This window comes from Micromonospora sp. NPDC004551 (assembly GCF_040609975.1).
GTDB lineage: Bacteria > Actinomycetota > Actinomycetes > Mycobacteriales > Micromonosporaceae > Micromonospora.
The window spans coordinates 13,200-26,268 of sequence record NZ_JBEXLM010000018.1; the positions used below are offsets into that span (position 1 = coordinate 13,200).

13 protein-coding genes and 1 tRNA gene are annotated in these 13,069 nt (G+C 73.3%); 7 read left to right on the forward strand and 7 right to left on the reverse strand.

Annotated features, from left to right (window positions below; genetic code table 11):
• Window positions 1-43: 43 nt before the first annotated feature.
• The gene (locus ABZW14_RS20995) at window positions 44-1,345 is read left to right on the forward strand and encodes a hypothetical protein (protein WP_355348893.1); all 1,302 of its coding nucleotides are present in this window, start codon (window positions 44-46) and stop codon (window positions 1,343-1,345) included.
• A 25-nt stretch (window positions 1,346-1,370) separates the two neighbouring features.
• On the opposite strand, the gene ABZW14_RS21000 is transcribed toward ABZW14_RS20995, so the two are convergent.
• A complete protein-coding gene (locus ABZW14_RS21000) occupies window positions 1,371-2,144 on the reverse strand; it encodes a CPBP family intramembrane glutamic endopeptidase (protein WP_355348896.1) in 774 nt (257 codons plus the stop codon).
• A gap of 143 nt (window positions 2,145-2,287) precedes the next feature.
• Here ABZW14_RS21000 and ABZW14_RS21005 point away from each other — a divergent pair, with 143 nt between their 5' ends.
• Complete coding sequence (locus ABZW14_RS21005; RefSeq protein ID WP_355348899.1) at window positions 2,288-3,409, forward strand: globin domain-containing protein; 1,122 nt, start codon at window positions 2,288-2,290, stop codon at window positions 3,407-3,409.
• A gap of 118 nt (window positions 3,410-3,527) precedes the next feature.
• Here ABZW14_RS21005 and ABZW14_RS21010 read toward each other — a convergent pair whose 3' ends face one another.
• Window positions 3,528-5,060, reverse strand: coding sequence for a peptide deformylase (locus tag ABZW14_RS21010; RefSeq protein WP_355348902.1), 1,533 nt, complete (start codon window positions 5,058-5,060; stop codon window positions 3,528-3,530).
• 321 nt (window positions 5,061-5,381) lie between these two features.
• On the opposite strand from ABZW14_RS21010, the gene ABZW14_RS21015 reads away from it, so the two are divergent.
• The gene (locus tag ABZW14_RS21015; RefSeq protein ID WP_355349248.1) at window positions 5,382-6,164 is read left to right on the forward strand and encodes a hypothetical protein; all 783 of its coding nucleotides are present in this window, start codon (window positions 5,382-5,384) and stop codon (window positions 6,162-6,164) included.
• Between the two features lie 22 nt (window positions 6,165-6,186).
• Here ABZW14_RS21015 and ABZW14_RS21020 read toward each other — a convergent pair whose 3' ends face one another.
• A complete protein-coding gene (locus ABZW14_RS21020) occupies window positions 6,187-7,998 on the reverse strand; it encodes a hypothetical protein (protein ID WP_355348905.1) in 1,812 nt (603 codons plus the stop codon).
• A 210-nt stretch (window positions 7,999-8,208) separates the two neighbouring features.
• Between ABZW14_RS21020 and ABZW14_RS21025 the strand changes: the two genes are divergently transcribed.
• Window positions 8,209-8,919 (forward strand): methyltransferase domain-containing protein, encoded by a 711-nt coding sequence (locus tag ABZW14_RS21025; RefSeq protein ID WP_355348908.1) that lies wholly within the window; start codon window positions 8,209-8,211, stop codon window positions 8,917-8,919.
• A gap of 39 nt (window positions 8,920-8,958) precedes the next feature.
• On the opposite strand, the gene ABZW14_RS21030 is transcribed toward ABZW14_RS21025, so the two are convergent.
• From ABZW14_RS21030 to ABZW14_RS21040, 3 genes are all read right to left on the reverse strand, one after another.
• On the reverse strand, window positions 8,959-9,492 hold the full coding sequence (locus ABZW14_RS21030; RefSeq protein WP_355348911.1) for a YbhB/YbcL family Raf kinase inhibitor-like protein: 534 nt from the start codon (window positions 9,490-9,492) through the stop codon (window positions 8,959-8,961).
• 156 nt (window positions 9,493-9,648) lie between these two features.
• On the reverse strand, window positions 9,649-10,119 hold the full coding sequence (locus ABZW14_RS21035) for a hypothetical protein (protein ID WP_355348914.1): 471 nt from the start codon (window positions 10,117-10,119) through the stop codon (window positions 9,649-9,651).
• A gap of 31 nt (window positions 10,120-10,150) precedes the next feature.
• Window positions 10,151-10,237 (reverse strand) — tRNA-Ser (locus ABZW14_RS21040).
• A gap of 98 nt (window positions 10,238-10,335) precedes the next feature.
• Here ABZW14_RS21040 and ABZW14_RS21045 point away from each other — a divergent pair.
• Complete coding sequence (locus ABZW14_RS21045) at window positions 10,336-10,875, forward strand: AAA family ATPase (protein WP_355348917.1); 540 nt, start codon at window positions 10,336-10,338, stop codon at window positions 10,873-10,875.
• A 9-nt stretch (window positions 10,876-10,884) separates the two neighbouring features.
• Entirely contained in the window at window positions 10,885-11,859 is a 975-nt protein-coding gene (locus tag ABZW14_RS21050; protein WP_355348920.1) for an NAD(P)H-quinone oxidoreductase, read from the forward strand.
• A 4-nt stretch (window positions 11,860-11,863) separates the two neighbouring features.
• On the opposite strand, the gene soxR is transcribed toward ABZW14_RS21050, so the two are convergent.
• Window positions 11,864-12,325 (reverse strand): redox-sensitive transcriptional activator SoxR, encoded by a 462-nt coding sequence (gene soxR, locus ABZW14_RS21055; protein ID WP_355348923.1) that lies wholly within the window; start codon window positions 12,323-12,325, stop codon window positions 11,864-11,866.
• Between the two features lie 46 nt (window positions 12,326-12,371).
• On the opposite strand from soxR, the gene ABZW14_RS21060 reads away from it, so the two are divergent.
• A complete protein-coding gene (locus tag ABZW14_RS21060; protein ID WP_355348926.1) occupies window positions 12,372-13,064 on the forward strand; it encodes a transketolase in 693 nt (230 codons plus the stop codon).
• The last annotated feature ends 5 nt before the right edge of the window (window positions 13,065-13,069 follow it).

Genomic DNA, 13,069 nt, shown 5'->3' on the forward strand with positions numbered 1-13,069 from the left:
TTCGTCGTGTGCCAGGTCACGCTCGGGTCTACGCTCCATCGATATGCAGGAGCAGCCGCCGAGCGATCCGCCCCGTCGCGAGCCCGCCGCCCAGGCCCGGCGGAGCCGCTCCCCACGTCCGACCTTCACGCCGCCACCCACGCCCGAGCCCGCTCCGGCCGAGGTGGCGGAGGACACACCACCGCGGCCCCGGCGGGCCCGGACCGCGCCGACCGTCCTGTTCCAGCCGCCCGATCCGGCGCAGGCCACCACGCCCATCGCCGTGCCCGCAACGCCGCATCCACGCCCGCCCGCCGAGGTCACGGCCACCGGCCCGGGCACGCCGACCGGAGACGCCGCCGCCACCGACCCGGGTACGCCGGCTGCCACGCCCTCACCGGCGACCGCGCCCGCCGACGAACCCCCGGTAGGGGAGGCCCCGAAGCGGACCCGCCGTGCGCCGGCCGCCAAGAAGGCCGCCCCGGCGAAGAAGGCGGCCCCGACGAAGAAGGCCACCCCGGCGAAGCGAACACCGGCCCGCCGGGCACCCGCCGCCCCAGTCACCGTTCAGCCGGACACCACTGAGCCAGCCCTACCGCCGGGCACCCCCGAGCCCACCCTCCCGCTCGCCGCCACCGCAGGTGTCACGGAGCAGGTCCCAGCCGAGCCCACTCCCGCGCCGGCGCCGGCCGAACCCGCCCGGGAGATCGCGGGTGCGCACGCCGGCCAGCAGGAGGGGCCGGGCTGGTGGGAGGTCACGGCGCGCGTACTCGATCACCCGGGCTTCGCGCCCGAGTTGCTGGCCCTCGCCGCGGTGGACGCCCTCGGGCCGCGCGCCGCCGACTGGGTGCAGCGGACCCGCGACGCCTACCCCGACGCCGACCCCGACGGGCTGGCTCGGCTGGCGACCCGGCGGTTCGTCCGGCTGGCCGGTACGGGCGGTGCACTCGCGGCGGGCGCCGGCCTGTTCGCGCCCGTGGCGGAGCTCACGGCGATGCTCTGGACCCAGGCCAACCTGGTGCTGCACCTGGCCGCCGTCTACGGCCGGGACCCGGCGCATCCGGACCGGGTGGCCGAGCTGCTGGTGCTGACCCAGGTGCATCCGGACGCCGGCACGGCCCGCGCCGCCCTGGACGGGCTGCGCTCGGCCGGCGCTCCGGCGGAGGGTTCGCTGTCCCGGGCGGCCGAGGCGGCCTGGCGACTGGCCACTCCGCTGGTCGCGCAGGCCGCCGGCTGGCTGGGCCTGCGGCTGGCCGCGCGGCTGCTGCCCGGTGCCGCGGCGCTCGCCGCCGCGACCGGCGACGCGACCGCCGCCGAGCGCCTGGCCGCCCGCGCGACCAGCCTCTACCGCCCGCCGCGCCGTTGACCGGTGGCGGCGGGAACGCGCACGGTCAGAGCCAGCCGAACCAGGACTTCGGAAGGAGGGCGTAGCCGACGAAGGCGACCACGTCGAGCAGGGTGTGCGCCACGATGAGCGGCCCGACCCGCCGGGTGCGCAGGTAGAACAGGCCGAAGATCACGCCCATCACGGCGTTGCCGAGGAACGCGCCGAAGCCCTGGTAGAGGTGGTAGGACCCGCGCAGCACGGCACTCGCCGCGAGCACGGCGCCGAGCCGCCACTGAAGCTGCCGCAGCCGGGTGACCAGGTAGCCGACCACGATCACCTCCTCCAGCACGGCGTTCTGCACGGCCGCCAGGATGAGCACCGGCACCGCCCACCAGAGGTGCGGCAGGGCGGCCGGCACCAGGGTGGCGTTGATCCCGAGCTGGGCGGCCGCCCAGAACAGGGCCAGACCGGGCAGGCCGATCAGCGCGGCCAGCCCCGCGCCCCGGGCCAGGTCCGACCCGGGCCGGGTGAGGTCGGCGCCGAGCGCCCGCGCCGGGTCGCCGGGGTCGCGCGCCAGCAGGTGTACGGCGAGCAGCACCGGCAGCAGCGCGAAGAGGATCCCGAGGAGCTGGTACGTCAGGTCGAGGTACGGCCGGGCCGACACGGAGGTGTTCAGCGAGGCGGTCTGCTTCGACAGCCCGCCCGTGGCGGTCAGCTTGGCGACCAGCGAGACCAGGGCGTACACGGCCGACTGGCCGAGGGAGAGGCCGAGCACGAGCAGCGTCTCGGTGCCCAGGGTCCGGCGCGAGACCGGGCGGGTCAGCTCGTCAACCGTCACCGGACCACTGTGCCGCACCCGGGGGCCGGTCGGCACGTCCCGCCGGCCAGGTGAGCCGATCGCACAGTCTGTGCGACCCACCGGCACGCTCCGTGGAGATTCTGTGGGAGCCGATCCGCCCGTCCGGAGAAGGAGCGTGCCCTGTGGCGAACTTCGCGCGGTTGCTGAAGGAGAGCTGGACCCTGGTCGAAGAGGACCGGGAGCGGCTCAGCGGTCACTTCTACGCCCGGCTGTTCCTCCTCGACCCGGCGCTGCGCGGTCTCTTCCCGGTGCAGATGAACGGCCAGGGCGACCGGATCCTGGAGGCGATCGTCACCGCCACCCAGACGCTGGACGACCCGGAGAGCTTCGACGAGTACCTGCGCGCGCTGGGCCGGGACCACCGGAAGTTCCACGTCGAGGCGAGCCACTACGAGACCATGGGCGTCGCCCTGCTCGACGCGCTGCGCAGCACCGCCGGGGACGGCTGGAACCTGGAGTACGACCAGGCGTGGCGGGAGGCGTACGCGAGCATCACCGAGCGGATGCTGGCGGGCGCGGCGGCCGACGACAACCCGCCGTTCTGGCACGCCGAGGTGCTCACCCACGAGCGGCACGGCCCGGACACGGCGGTGCTGACGGTGCGCGCCCTCCAGCATCCGATGACCTGGCAGGCCGGCCAGTACGTGAGTGTCGAGGCGCCCCGGTACCACCCGCGGGTGTGGCGGACGTACTCGGTGGCGAACGCCCCCAACGAGGAGAACGTGCTGGAGTTCCACGTGCGGACGCCGGCCGGGGCGGCGGGTTGGGTCTCCGGGGCGCTGGTCCGCCGGACCAGGCCGGGCGACCTGCTGCGGGTGGCCGCGCCGATGGGGTCGATGACGCTGGACCGGGCCTCGACCCGGGACATCCTCTGCGTGGCGGGCGGGGTCGGGCTGGCGCCCGTCAAGGCCCTGGTGGAGGAGCTGACCCGGGTCAACCGGACCCGCTGGGTGCACGTCTTCTACGGGGCCCGCCGGGCGGCGGAGCTGTACGGGCTGCCCGGCCTGGAGAGGCTGGTGGCCGCTCACCCGTGGCTGTCGGTGACCACGGCGTGCAGCGACGACCCGAACTTCGACGGCGAACTCGGTGACATCTCCGAGGTGGTCACCCGGTACGGGCCGTGGACCACGCACGACTGCTACGTCTCCGGCTCGGCGGCGATGGTCCGGGCGACCCTGCGCGCGCTGGCCGCCGACGACGTCCCGCCGGCCAACATCCGCTACGACACCTTCGGCAACCTGTAGACCTTGCTCCCCCCGAGCCGGGTCGCGTGCCCCTGCTTCCTGGGGCACGCGACCCGGCCCCGTTCACCGGTGCGCGGGCCGGGCCGGCAACCGGCCCGCGCACCGGAGTTCCTGCGGGTCAGTAGCGCCAGGGGGTGCCGCTCTCCCGGTATTCCTCCACCGGCACGAGCGGCACGCCGGGAGTCATCCGGTCGGCGTAGAGGCGACCTTCCAGGTGGTCGATCTCGTGGGCGACCAGCCGCGCCATGGCGTACTCGAAAGACGTGATGACCCGGCTGCCGTCCCACAGGGCGTGCTCGACGTCGATCCGCAGCGGCCGGGGCACCAGGCCGCGGTGGTCGAAGAAGGAGAGGCAGCCCTCGTACTGCTCGTCGGTTTCCCGGGAGCTGTCCACCACCCGAGGGTTGAGCAGCACGACGGGTTCGGCGGCCCGGTCGGCGGGGCGGACCAGCGCGGCGGCCCAGCCGAGCCCGAGCTGCGGCGCCGCGATGCCGACGCCCTTGCTGAACGGGTGCAGCTCGTCGAGGCGGACCAGCAGGCCGGAGAGCCGGTCGACCACCTCCCGGGCCAGGTGCTCCTCGCGCGGCAGGGCGAACTGGCGGGCGGGTTGCCGGAGCAGGTCGTCGCCGCGCTGCACGATGCCGACGGCGCGCATCCGCTCACTGGCCCGGACGCGGACGCCGGGGGCCGGGCCGTCGGGTGGCTCGGCATCAGGGGGCTGGCTGCGGAACCGCCACTGCATCCGGTAGCGGGCGTTCAGCGGCGGGTCGTCGGTCGCCCAGTCGAAGATCGCGCGGCCGCCGTCGTCGCCGCGCTGGATCGGGGTACGCAGCGGTCCCTCCTCGGCGGAGAGGGAGGTCTCGGCGCCCCACACCTTCGGGTCGAGGTCGGCGGGCAGGTCGAGGCGGACGGCGAGGTGCCGGGTGGGCAGGCGTACGGCGCGCTGGAACCAGGGGCCCCACTTGTCCCGCCCGACCCGGTACGCGTACTCGATGGTGACCCGGTCGCCGGGGTAGAGCGGGAAGCGCCCCTCGTCGTTCTCGAAGAGCAGCCAGATCTCCTTGAACGCGTCCCGGTCGTGCTTGGCCCGCCAGTGCATCGGCTCCCGCGCGCCCCCGTCGTCCCGGTAGGCGGTGAGTTGCAGCTCGGCGAAGGTGAGCGGGTGCTCCCGGTGGTGCCGGTTGGAGCGGCCCGGATCGTTGGGGTAGCGGTCGACGGCGACCCGGACCAGGTAGCGGGTGACCGGCTCGGTTCCGGCGTTGTAGAGCTCGCGGCGGATGGCGCAGTGGTAGCCGTCGCCGGTGTGGGTGAGGGTGGCGATCTCGCGCTCGACCACCAGCCCGGTGCCGGGCGGCAGCCACTGGCCGGGTACGGGCAGGTCCCGGTGCGACCCGCTGGACCGGCCGTGCCGCAGCTCGTCGTACTCCCGGAAGCGTTGCCAGATCGCGCCGCTGGCCTCCAGGACGGCCTCGGCGCGGCGCGCGAAATCCTCGGTGGGCCGGTGCCGGCGCCCCTCGACGTGGCTGACGTAGGACGGGTCGAAGCCCATCAGCGTCGCCAACTGCTTCTTGGACAGCCCGCGGCCGGTGCGGTGCCGGGCGAGCTCGGCCGCGAACGAGTCGGCGGCGCGCTCGATGGGTGAGGTCGTCATCGGCTTCCTCGTAGCGGGAAGACCATTTTCACGTTCAGTGGCCGAACGTGTACGGAAACTGCCTCGTATTCGACATTCGCCTTGACAATTCAGCGGTGCCCGTCGATGCTTGCCCGGCCCGCCGCCCCGCTCGGCGGCGTTTTCCGCCCATCCCGCCGGGTAGTACGCGACGGGCGCCGGAGTGAGCGGGACCTCTCTTCCGAGCCCCCGGGACCACTTCCCTCCATCGGGAAGCTGTGGTTAGGCTAGCCTTAGTCCAGGCCGGCGACAGGCGGCGGCCGGCGGGGCGACCAGACAGGGGACGACCAGGTGACTGCGGTGATGCCGGGGCGGGACGTCGCCACCCCGTTCGCCCCGGTCACGGCGACCCTGCGCGCCATGTTCGGCACCGACGACCTGCCCGGGCTCGCGCCCGGCCTGCTGGTCACCGACGGCGCGCCGCACTGGGCCCCGGCCACCCGGCTGGTCGACGGCACCCTGCTCCCCGACTTCCTGCGGGCGGCGGGCCGGCGCTGGGGCGGCACCCCGCACGCCTGCGCCGCGCTGGCCTGGAAGTCCTACAGCTACTGGACGGCCCTGCCGGCCGTGCTCGGCTGGGCCTCGGCCCGGCGGGTGCCGCTGCTCGACCCGGCCGACGTGCTGGTCCACTTCGAGGACCACCACCAGCTGCTGACCCTCGGCCTGCGCAGCTCGACCACGGTCGCGGTGCTGCCCGGCGACCCGCTGGCCCTGGCCGGCGCCCGCGGCGTCCGCGTGGTCGCCGACGAGTCCGCGCTGCTCGACGCGCTGCGTGCCACGCTGCTCGACGCCCACTTCGCCCCGCTGATCGCGGCCATCCAGGGCGAGGTCCGGATCGGCACGCGTACCCTTCTCGGCTCGGTCGCCTCCGGCATCGCGCACGGCATCCTGCGTGCGTCGGACGCGCTCCCCGGCTCCTCCACGGCGACCATCACCACGCTGCTCGACGCGCTCGACCTGAGCGACCTGGTCGAGCTGGTGCCGGGCCCCGCGGGGGAGCCGACCGTGCAGCGGCGCACCTGCTGCCTGGCCTTCACCCTGCCCCGGCCGAAGATCTGCCAGGGCTGCTGCGTCCGCCAGTCCTGACCCGGCCGCCGTCACGCGCCGGTCAGCCGACCAGGGGGCGCACGTCCCAGAGCCAGACCCCGCCGGTGAATGTCGGCGCGATCCCGGTCAGCTCGGTCATCCCCCGGTACAGGGAGCCGGCCTGCCGCAGCCGCGGGTCGAGGACCACCGCGCCCGCCCGCCAGTACCGCAGGTCGTCCACGGCGGCCACCCGGTCCTGCGGCGTGATCGGCGGCACCGCGTCGGTCTTCCGGATGGTGGTGAAGAAGGTGCTGGTGGGGCGGGGCGGGGCGGTGAAGAGGGCGACCCGGCCGGCGCCGGGCCGGGTGTCCGGATAGAGGAAGTAGCCCCGGGCGAGCGGCATGTCCAGCCGGGTCTCGGCGGACCAGCGCAGCGGGACGGCGTACGTGGTGTCGGGGAGCGGGAGCGTGACGATGCTGCGCCCGCCGGCTATGTAGGGCCGCCAGGCGCCGGAGGTGACGAAGGTCGGCGTCGGGTCGACGCGTTCCGAGGGCAGCGGGGTGGGCAGGAGCGGCAGCAGCGCCATGGTGAGCACCGTGGCGGTGGCGAACCGGATCTGGCCCCGGGCGTTCGGGTGCCGCCGGGCCAGCCGCCGGACGTGTTCGGCGCCGAACGCGAGCAGGATGCCGACGATCGGGGTGAGCGCCAGCGACCACCGGGTGGGCACCACCGAGTGCAGGATCGGCAGGTGCTCCAGCGCCGCCCAGGGGCCGGGGATGCCCGTGTCCCGCCCGTCGAAGCGGATCTCCCGGCCGAGCGAGAACAGCACGAAGACCGCGCCGACGGCGGCCAGGCCGAGCACCACGACGTTGCGGCGCAGCCACCAGACCAGTGCGACCGCCAGCACGGCGAGCGGCCAGCCGAAGAACGCGTTCTCCTCGGTGGCGTTCTTGGCCAGCCAGACGCTGCTCCGCGCATCGCCGGCCAGGGACTCGCGGGACCAGGCGACGTAGGAGGCCAGGTCGGTGCGGTAACCCCGGATCAGGGTGGAGAGCCCCTGGTAGGCGCCAGGGCCGAAGAACTGCACGGAGAGCGGGTACGCCAGCAGCACCCCGGAGACCACGGCGGCCACCGCGAGCCCGGCGGCGAAGCGCCGGGTGGCCGCGCGCAGTTCGGGCCGGCCGAGTACGAGTGCCAGCACCACGACGCTCAGGCCGATGGCCGTCATCAGCAGGATCTCCAGGTTGAGGAAAGCCTGCCAGACGATCAGCACGCCGAGCAGCAGGCCGTTGCGCAGCCAGCGGCCCGGCTCGGTGAGACGCAGCGTCCGCCAGACGAGCAGCGGCACCACGAACTGGCTCACGATGTTGGGGTGCGCGTTGGCGTGCGAGACCATCGCCGGCGCGAACGCACAGAAGCCGGCGCCCAGCCAGGCCGGCCCGCGGGCACCGATGAGCACCCGGGAGAGGACGAAATACCAGGCCACTCCGGTGGCGGCCATTCCGAGGGTGAGAAAGAGCAGAAAGGACCAGCGGGGCCCGAACAGGACGGTGACCGGCGTCATTGGCAGCGAAATGGATAATACGGACGTATTCGCCATCAGATTGACGCCGTCCGGCACATTCATCCGGTCCGAGGTGAAGGGATAGGCAAAATCGGTCACGACCCGCGCACCGTGCGCCATCATCCACTCGAACTGCGCCTGATCGGTGCGGTTGTCCCGGATGCCGTTCGCCGGGTCCAGCCAGAGCCGGGCGGTGATCCAGAAGGCGAGCAGCACGAAACTGAGCACGGCGACGACGTCGACCCACCTGCCCCGCCCCGGTCGTCCGCCCTCGTCGGGCCCGTCCCCGGTGTCTCCACCCGCGGCGGCGTCCGATTCAGGAGTAGTCATGACAATTCAGAGCGTAGTCAGGGTATGGCAGGGCCGTGACATGTTTCTGGGTACTGGCGTACTATGTGCCGGGTTCGCCTACCGCCGATCACGTGCCCACCCCCGACCACAATTCGGCCACCCCCGGTGCCCCGATTCCCCCGCCGTCCATCCGGATGGTTCACTCTGTCGGTCCAGGCGCGGGTCAGTCATATCGTGAGGAATCGACGCATGGCAGAAATCACTGGGGATCAGCGCGTCCAGTCGGAGGTGCTCGAAGGCCTGGCGACGGCGGTCAACCACCGTCGCTGGTTCGTCGAGCTCGCCGTGCCCTACCTCGGTGACAACCCCATCGAGATCGGTAGCGGGCTGGGCGACTACGCCCTCGAGTGGTCTCAGCACATTCCCCGCATGACCGCCACCGAGGCGGACCCGGACCGCCTGGTCCGGCTCAAGGAGCGGCTGGCCGAGCACCCGGGCATCGAGGTCCGGCAGATGCTGCTGCCGCACTCGGAGCGCGGCGACTACAGCGCGGCCGTGTCGTACAACGTGCTGGAGCACATCGAGGACCACGTCGGCGCACTGAGCAGCATGCGCGAGCTGGTCCGCCCGGGCGGCGCCGTGATCATCATCGTGCCCGCGTTCCAGTTCGCCATGAGCCCGGCCGACATCGCCACCGGCCACGTCCGGCGCTACACGAAGAAGACCCTGGCCGCGGCGATGACCGGGGCGGGTCTCACCGTGGAGAAGATCCACTATGCGAACGCGCTCGGCCTGATCGGCTACTTCATGGCCACCAAGGTCTTCCGGCTGATGCCGAAGGAAGGGCCCATGGTGAAGGTCTACGACACCCTGGTCCTGCCGGCCACCAAGGCCGCCGAGCAGCGCGTCCGGCCGCCGTTCGGCCAGTCGGTCTTCGCGGTCGCCCGCGTCCCGGCCTGACCGGAGCGGGGCCTCCGCGGGCACGGAGGCCCCGTCAGCTCACTCCTTGATCTGGTACGTCGGCCGGATGACCGCCCGGGCCAGCGTGTGGAAGGCCAGGTTGAAGCCGACGTACGCGGGGCTGGCACCCTTGCCCACGTCGAGCCGCTCCACGTCCACCGCGTGCACCGCGAAGACGTACCGGTGGGGCCGGTCGCCGGGCGGCGGGGCGGCACCGCCGTAGCCGGTGTCGCCGTAGTCGTTGCGGATGCTGAAGGCGCCACCGAGGTCGCTCTCCGCGGCCCCGGTCGGCAGCTCGGTGACCGAGGCGGGCACGTCCACCAGCACCCAGTGCCAGAAGCCGCTGCCGGTCGGCGCGTCGGGGTCGAAGCAGGTGACCACGAAACTCCTGGTCTCGTCCGGGAAGCCCGACCAGGCCAGGTGCGGTGAGACGTTCTCGCCGCCGGCGCTGCCGTGCGCGTACCGGGCGTCCATCGGCTCACCGTTGTGCACGTCGTCGCTGGTCAGGTTGAACGACGGCACCGTCGGCAGCAGCTCGTACGGGTCCGGGGCGATCGGTCGTTCCAGGCTCATCGGGGCGGGTCCTTCCGGTGCGAGCGAGTTGTCCTGGGAACCTTCTTACCCCTCAGGGCCTCGGCACCCAACGTGGAAGGCTCATCTCGGCGCACCAGCCGGAAGCGGAGACGCCCACCGGCTGGCGTTCCTGCCAGCCGGTGGGCGCGACCGCGCTCAGTAGCAGGGCGAGATGGCCCAGAGCGGGTCCCAGTCGACGGAACCCGAGGACGGGCTCTTGGCCAGGACGTGGATCGGAATGCCCTGGGAGCCGAGGAGGTACGGGTTGGGGGCACCACTGCTCTGGTTGTTGCGCCAGTAACCCGTGCCCGTCCAGTTGTAGATGTCGTAGATCTGGCAGGTGTAGAGGAAGAACACCTTCCACGCAGAACCGGCCCAGACCTGGGCGCAGAAGTAGCCGGACGAACAGGTGTAGGTGCCTCCCGGCGCCACGCTCTTGGTGGTGACCGATGGCGAGATCGTGGGCGTCGCGGCGATGCCGATGCCCTGCGGTGCCGCGGGCGTGGTGACGCGAATGCCGCCCGCGTCGAGGCTCGAGGGAGCGGCCATCGCGACCTGCTCGGTGACGACCGGTGCGGATCGGGTGGCCGCGGAAGCCGTGGTGGGGATGCCGGTGGCGGCGACCACCAGCGCCGCGTCGACGGCAGGATGGAGACGGCGGAGGGTGTGGGATTCGAACCCACGAAGACATCGCTGCCTTACCGGTTTTCAAGACCAGCGCCATCGGCCACTAGGCGAACCCTCCCTGCCGCGTCCCCCGACGGGGTACGCGACCGTGCCTAGTCTGCCACGGCCGGTGAAATGGGCGAGCCGCCGTCCCACCCCTGCTGTCAGGATGCTCCCGTGTGGGAGACCCCGGCGGTGGTGTTGATCAGCGGAATCATGGCGGCCGGCAAGTCCACTGTGGCCGAGCTGCTGGCCCGGCGGCTGCCCCGCGCGGTGCACCTGCGCGGCGACGTGTTCCGGCGCATGATCGTGAGCGGGCGGGCGGCGATGACCGCCGACCTCACCGACGAGGCGTGGCGGCAGCTCCGGCTCCGCTACGACCTCGCCGCGTCGGCCGCCGACCGGTACGCCGCCGCGGGCTTCACCGTCGTACTCCAGGACGTGGTGCTCGGAGCGGAGCTGCCGGCGCTGGTCGACCGGGTCCGGCACCGGCCGCTGGCCGTGGTGGTGCTCGCCCCCCGCGCCGACGTGGTCGCCGCCCGCGAGCGGGGGCGGCCCAAGCAGGGGTACGGCGACTGGCCGGTGGCCGACCTGGACGCCGACTTCCGGGCCACCACGCCCCGGATCGGGCTCTGGCTGGACAGCTCGGCGCAGACCCCGGAGGAGACGGTGGACGAGATCCTGGCCCGGGCGTGGACGGCGGGCCGGATCGGGTAAGACTGGGTCATGCACGCGATCACGATCCCGAAACCCGGCGGCCCCGAGGCTCTCGTCTGGGCGGCGGTGCCCGACCCGGAGCCCGGCCCGGGCGAGGTGGTGGTCGAGGTGTGTTCCAGTGCGGTGAACCGGGCCGACCTGCTGCAACGGCAGGGTCAGTACCCGCCGCCGCCGGGCGCGCCGGCGTACCCCGGTCTGGAGTGTGCCGGGGTGGTGGCCGCCGTCGGGCCGGAGGTGACCGGCTGGTCGGTCGGCGACGAGGTCTGCGCGCTGCTGGCCGGCGGCGGGTACGCCGAACGGGTCGCCGTGCCGGCCGGACAGCTGCTGCCGGTGCCGGCAGGGGTGGACCTGGTCGACGCGGCGGCGCTGCCCGAGGTGGCCTGCACGGTCTGGTCGAACGTGGTGCAGCTGGCCCGGTTGGCCGAGGGCGAGACGCTGCTGGTGCACGGCGGCGGCAGCGGGATCGGGACGTTCGCCATCCAGCTCGGGGTGGCGCTCGGCGCGACCGTGGTGGTGACCGCCCGGGCGGCGAAGCACGAGCGGCTGCGCGAGCTGGGTGCCGCGCACACCATCGACTACGCGGAGCAGGACTTCGTCGAGGAGTTGCGCCGCGTCACCGACGGCCGGGGCGCCGACGTGGTCCTGGACATCATGGGCGCCGCCTACCTGCCGGGGAACGTGGCGGCCCTGGCCACCGGCGGCCGGCTCGTGGTGATCGGCATGCAGGGCGGCCGCAAGGGCGAGCTGGACCTCGGGACGCTGCTGGCGAAGCGAGCCTCGGTGCACGCGACCGCGCTACGGTCCCGCCCGCTGGCCGAGAAGGCGGAGATCGTCCGGGGTGTCCGCGAGCAGGTGTGGCCGCTGGTCGAGGCGGGGAAGGTCCGCCCGGTCGTCCACGCCCGGGCGAAGATGGCGGAGGCCGCCGACGCGCACCGGCTGGTGGAGACCAGCGACCACGTGGGCAAGGTGCTGCTGGTCCGCTGACCGGTCAGGCGGCGGCGTCCGGCCCGGGGCGGGGAAGCATGAGCCGGGCGCCGGCGCCCTCGGCGGCGAGCGCGTCGCCCGGGTTGTAGAGGGTGCAACGCTGCAACGACAGGCAGCCGCAGCCGATGCAGCCGTCGAGGTCGTCGCGGAGCTTGCCGAGCAGCCGGATCTTCTCGTCCAGCCGCTCGCGCCAGGCCCGGGAGAGGGCGGCCCAGTCGTCGGGGGTGGGCGTCCGCCCCGACGGCAGCGAGTCCAGCGCCTCCCGGATCTCCTCCAGCGAGACGCCGACCTGCTGCGAGATCCGGATGAACGCCACCCGGCGCAGTTCGGTGCGGGCGTAGCGACGCTGGTTGCCGCCGGTCCGCTCGGCGCGGATCAGCCCGAGCCGCTCGTAGTAGCGCAGCGCGGAGGGAGCGACGCCGCTGCGCTCGGCGAGCTGGCCGATGGTCAGGGTTGCTTCGTGCATCACAGGGCCTTGAGTTGAAGTGCGCTTCAACTCCGAGGCTATCCGCATGACGACGACGACCGCCACCGACCCCGCGGTGCTCGGGGCACTGCTCGACCGGGTACGCGCCGGCCGCGAGTTCGGGCCCAACGTGTACTCGACGCTGGACGTGCTCCAGGTGCTCTACGACCGGGTGCTCCGGGTCACCCCGGCGACCGTGGACGACCCGGACCGTGACCGCTTCCTGCTCTCCAAGGGGCACGCGGTTTCGGGCTACTACGCGCTGCTCGCCGCCAAGGGCTTCATTCCGGTGACCTGGCTCGACGACCAGGGCGGCCCGGAGAGCCGGCTCGGCGACCACCCGGACCGGCTGCTGGTGCCCGGGGTGGAGATCGGTTCCGGATCGCTCGGCCACGGCCTCGGCCTGGGCGTGGGCACCGCGCTCGGCCTGCGGGCCCAGGGCCGCACCGACCCCCGGGTGTACGTGCTGCTCGGCGACGCCGAACTGGACGAGGGCTCGAACCACGAGGCGATCGCGTACGCGGGCGCCACCGGGCTCGGCAATCTGACCGCGATCGTGCTGGACAACGACTCCGCGAGCCACGGCTGGCCGGGTGGCGCGGCCGGCCGGTTCACCGTCAACGGGTGGACCGCCGCGACCGTCGACGGCCGGGACCACGAGGCCCTGTACACCGCCCTGACCGGGCACGACCACCACCGGCCGCACGTCGTCGTCGCGGTCGTCACCGACGGGGAGTGACCATG

What these genes read in the sequence shown, in the direction of transcription:
- ABZW14_RS21030 (WP_355348911.1), bottom strand. Translation starts at nt 9,492, where the DNA reads ATGAGCCTGGAACGACCGATCGCCCCGGACCCGTACGAGCTGCTGCCG.
- soxR (WP_355348923.1), bottom strand. Translation starts at nt 12,325, where the DNA reads ATGCACGAAGCAACCCTGACCATCGGCCAGCTCGCCGAGCGCAGCGGC.
- ABZW14_RS21015 (WP_355349248.1), top strand. Translation starts at nt 5,382, where the DNA reads ATGCCGGGGCGGGACGTCGCCACCCCGTTCGCCCCGGTCACGGCGACC.
- ABZW14_RS21010 (WP_355348902.1), bottom strand. Translation starts at nt 5,060, where the DNA reads ATGACGACCTCACCCATCGAGCGCGCCGCCGACTCGTTCGCGGCCGAG.
- ABZW14_RS20995 (WP_355348893.1), top strand. Translation starts at nt 44, where the DNA reads ATGCAGGAGCAGCCGCCGAGCGATCCGCCCCGTCGCGAGCCCGCCGCC.
- ABZW14_RS21025 (WP_355348908.1), top strand. Translation starts at nt 8,209, where the DNA reads ATGGCAGAAATCACTGGGGATCAGCGCGTCCAGTCGGAGGTGCTCGAA.
- ABZW14_RS21020 (WP_355348905.1), bottom strand. Translation starts at nt 7,998, where the DNA reads ATGACTACTCCTGAATCGGACGCCGCCGCGGGTGGAGACACCGGGGAC.
- ABZW14_RS21050 (WP_355348920.1), top strand. Translation starts at nt 10,885, where the DNA reads ATGCACGCGATCACGATCCCGAAACCCGGCGGCCCCGAGGCTCTCGTC.
- ABZW14_RS21060 (WP_355348926.1), top strand. Translation starts at nt 12,372, where the DNA reads ATGACGACGACGACCGCCACCGACCCCGCGGTGCTCGGGGCACTGCTC.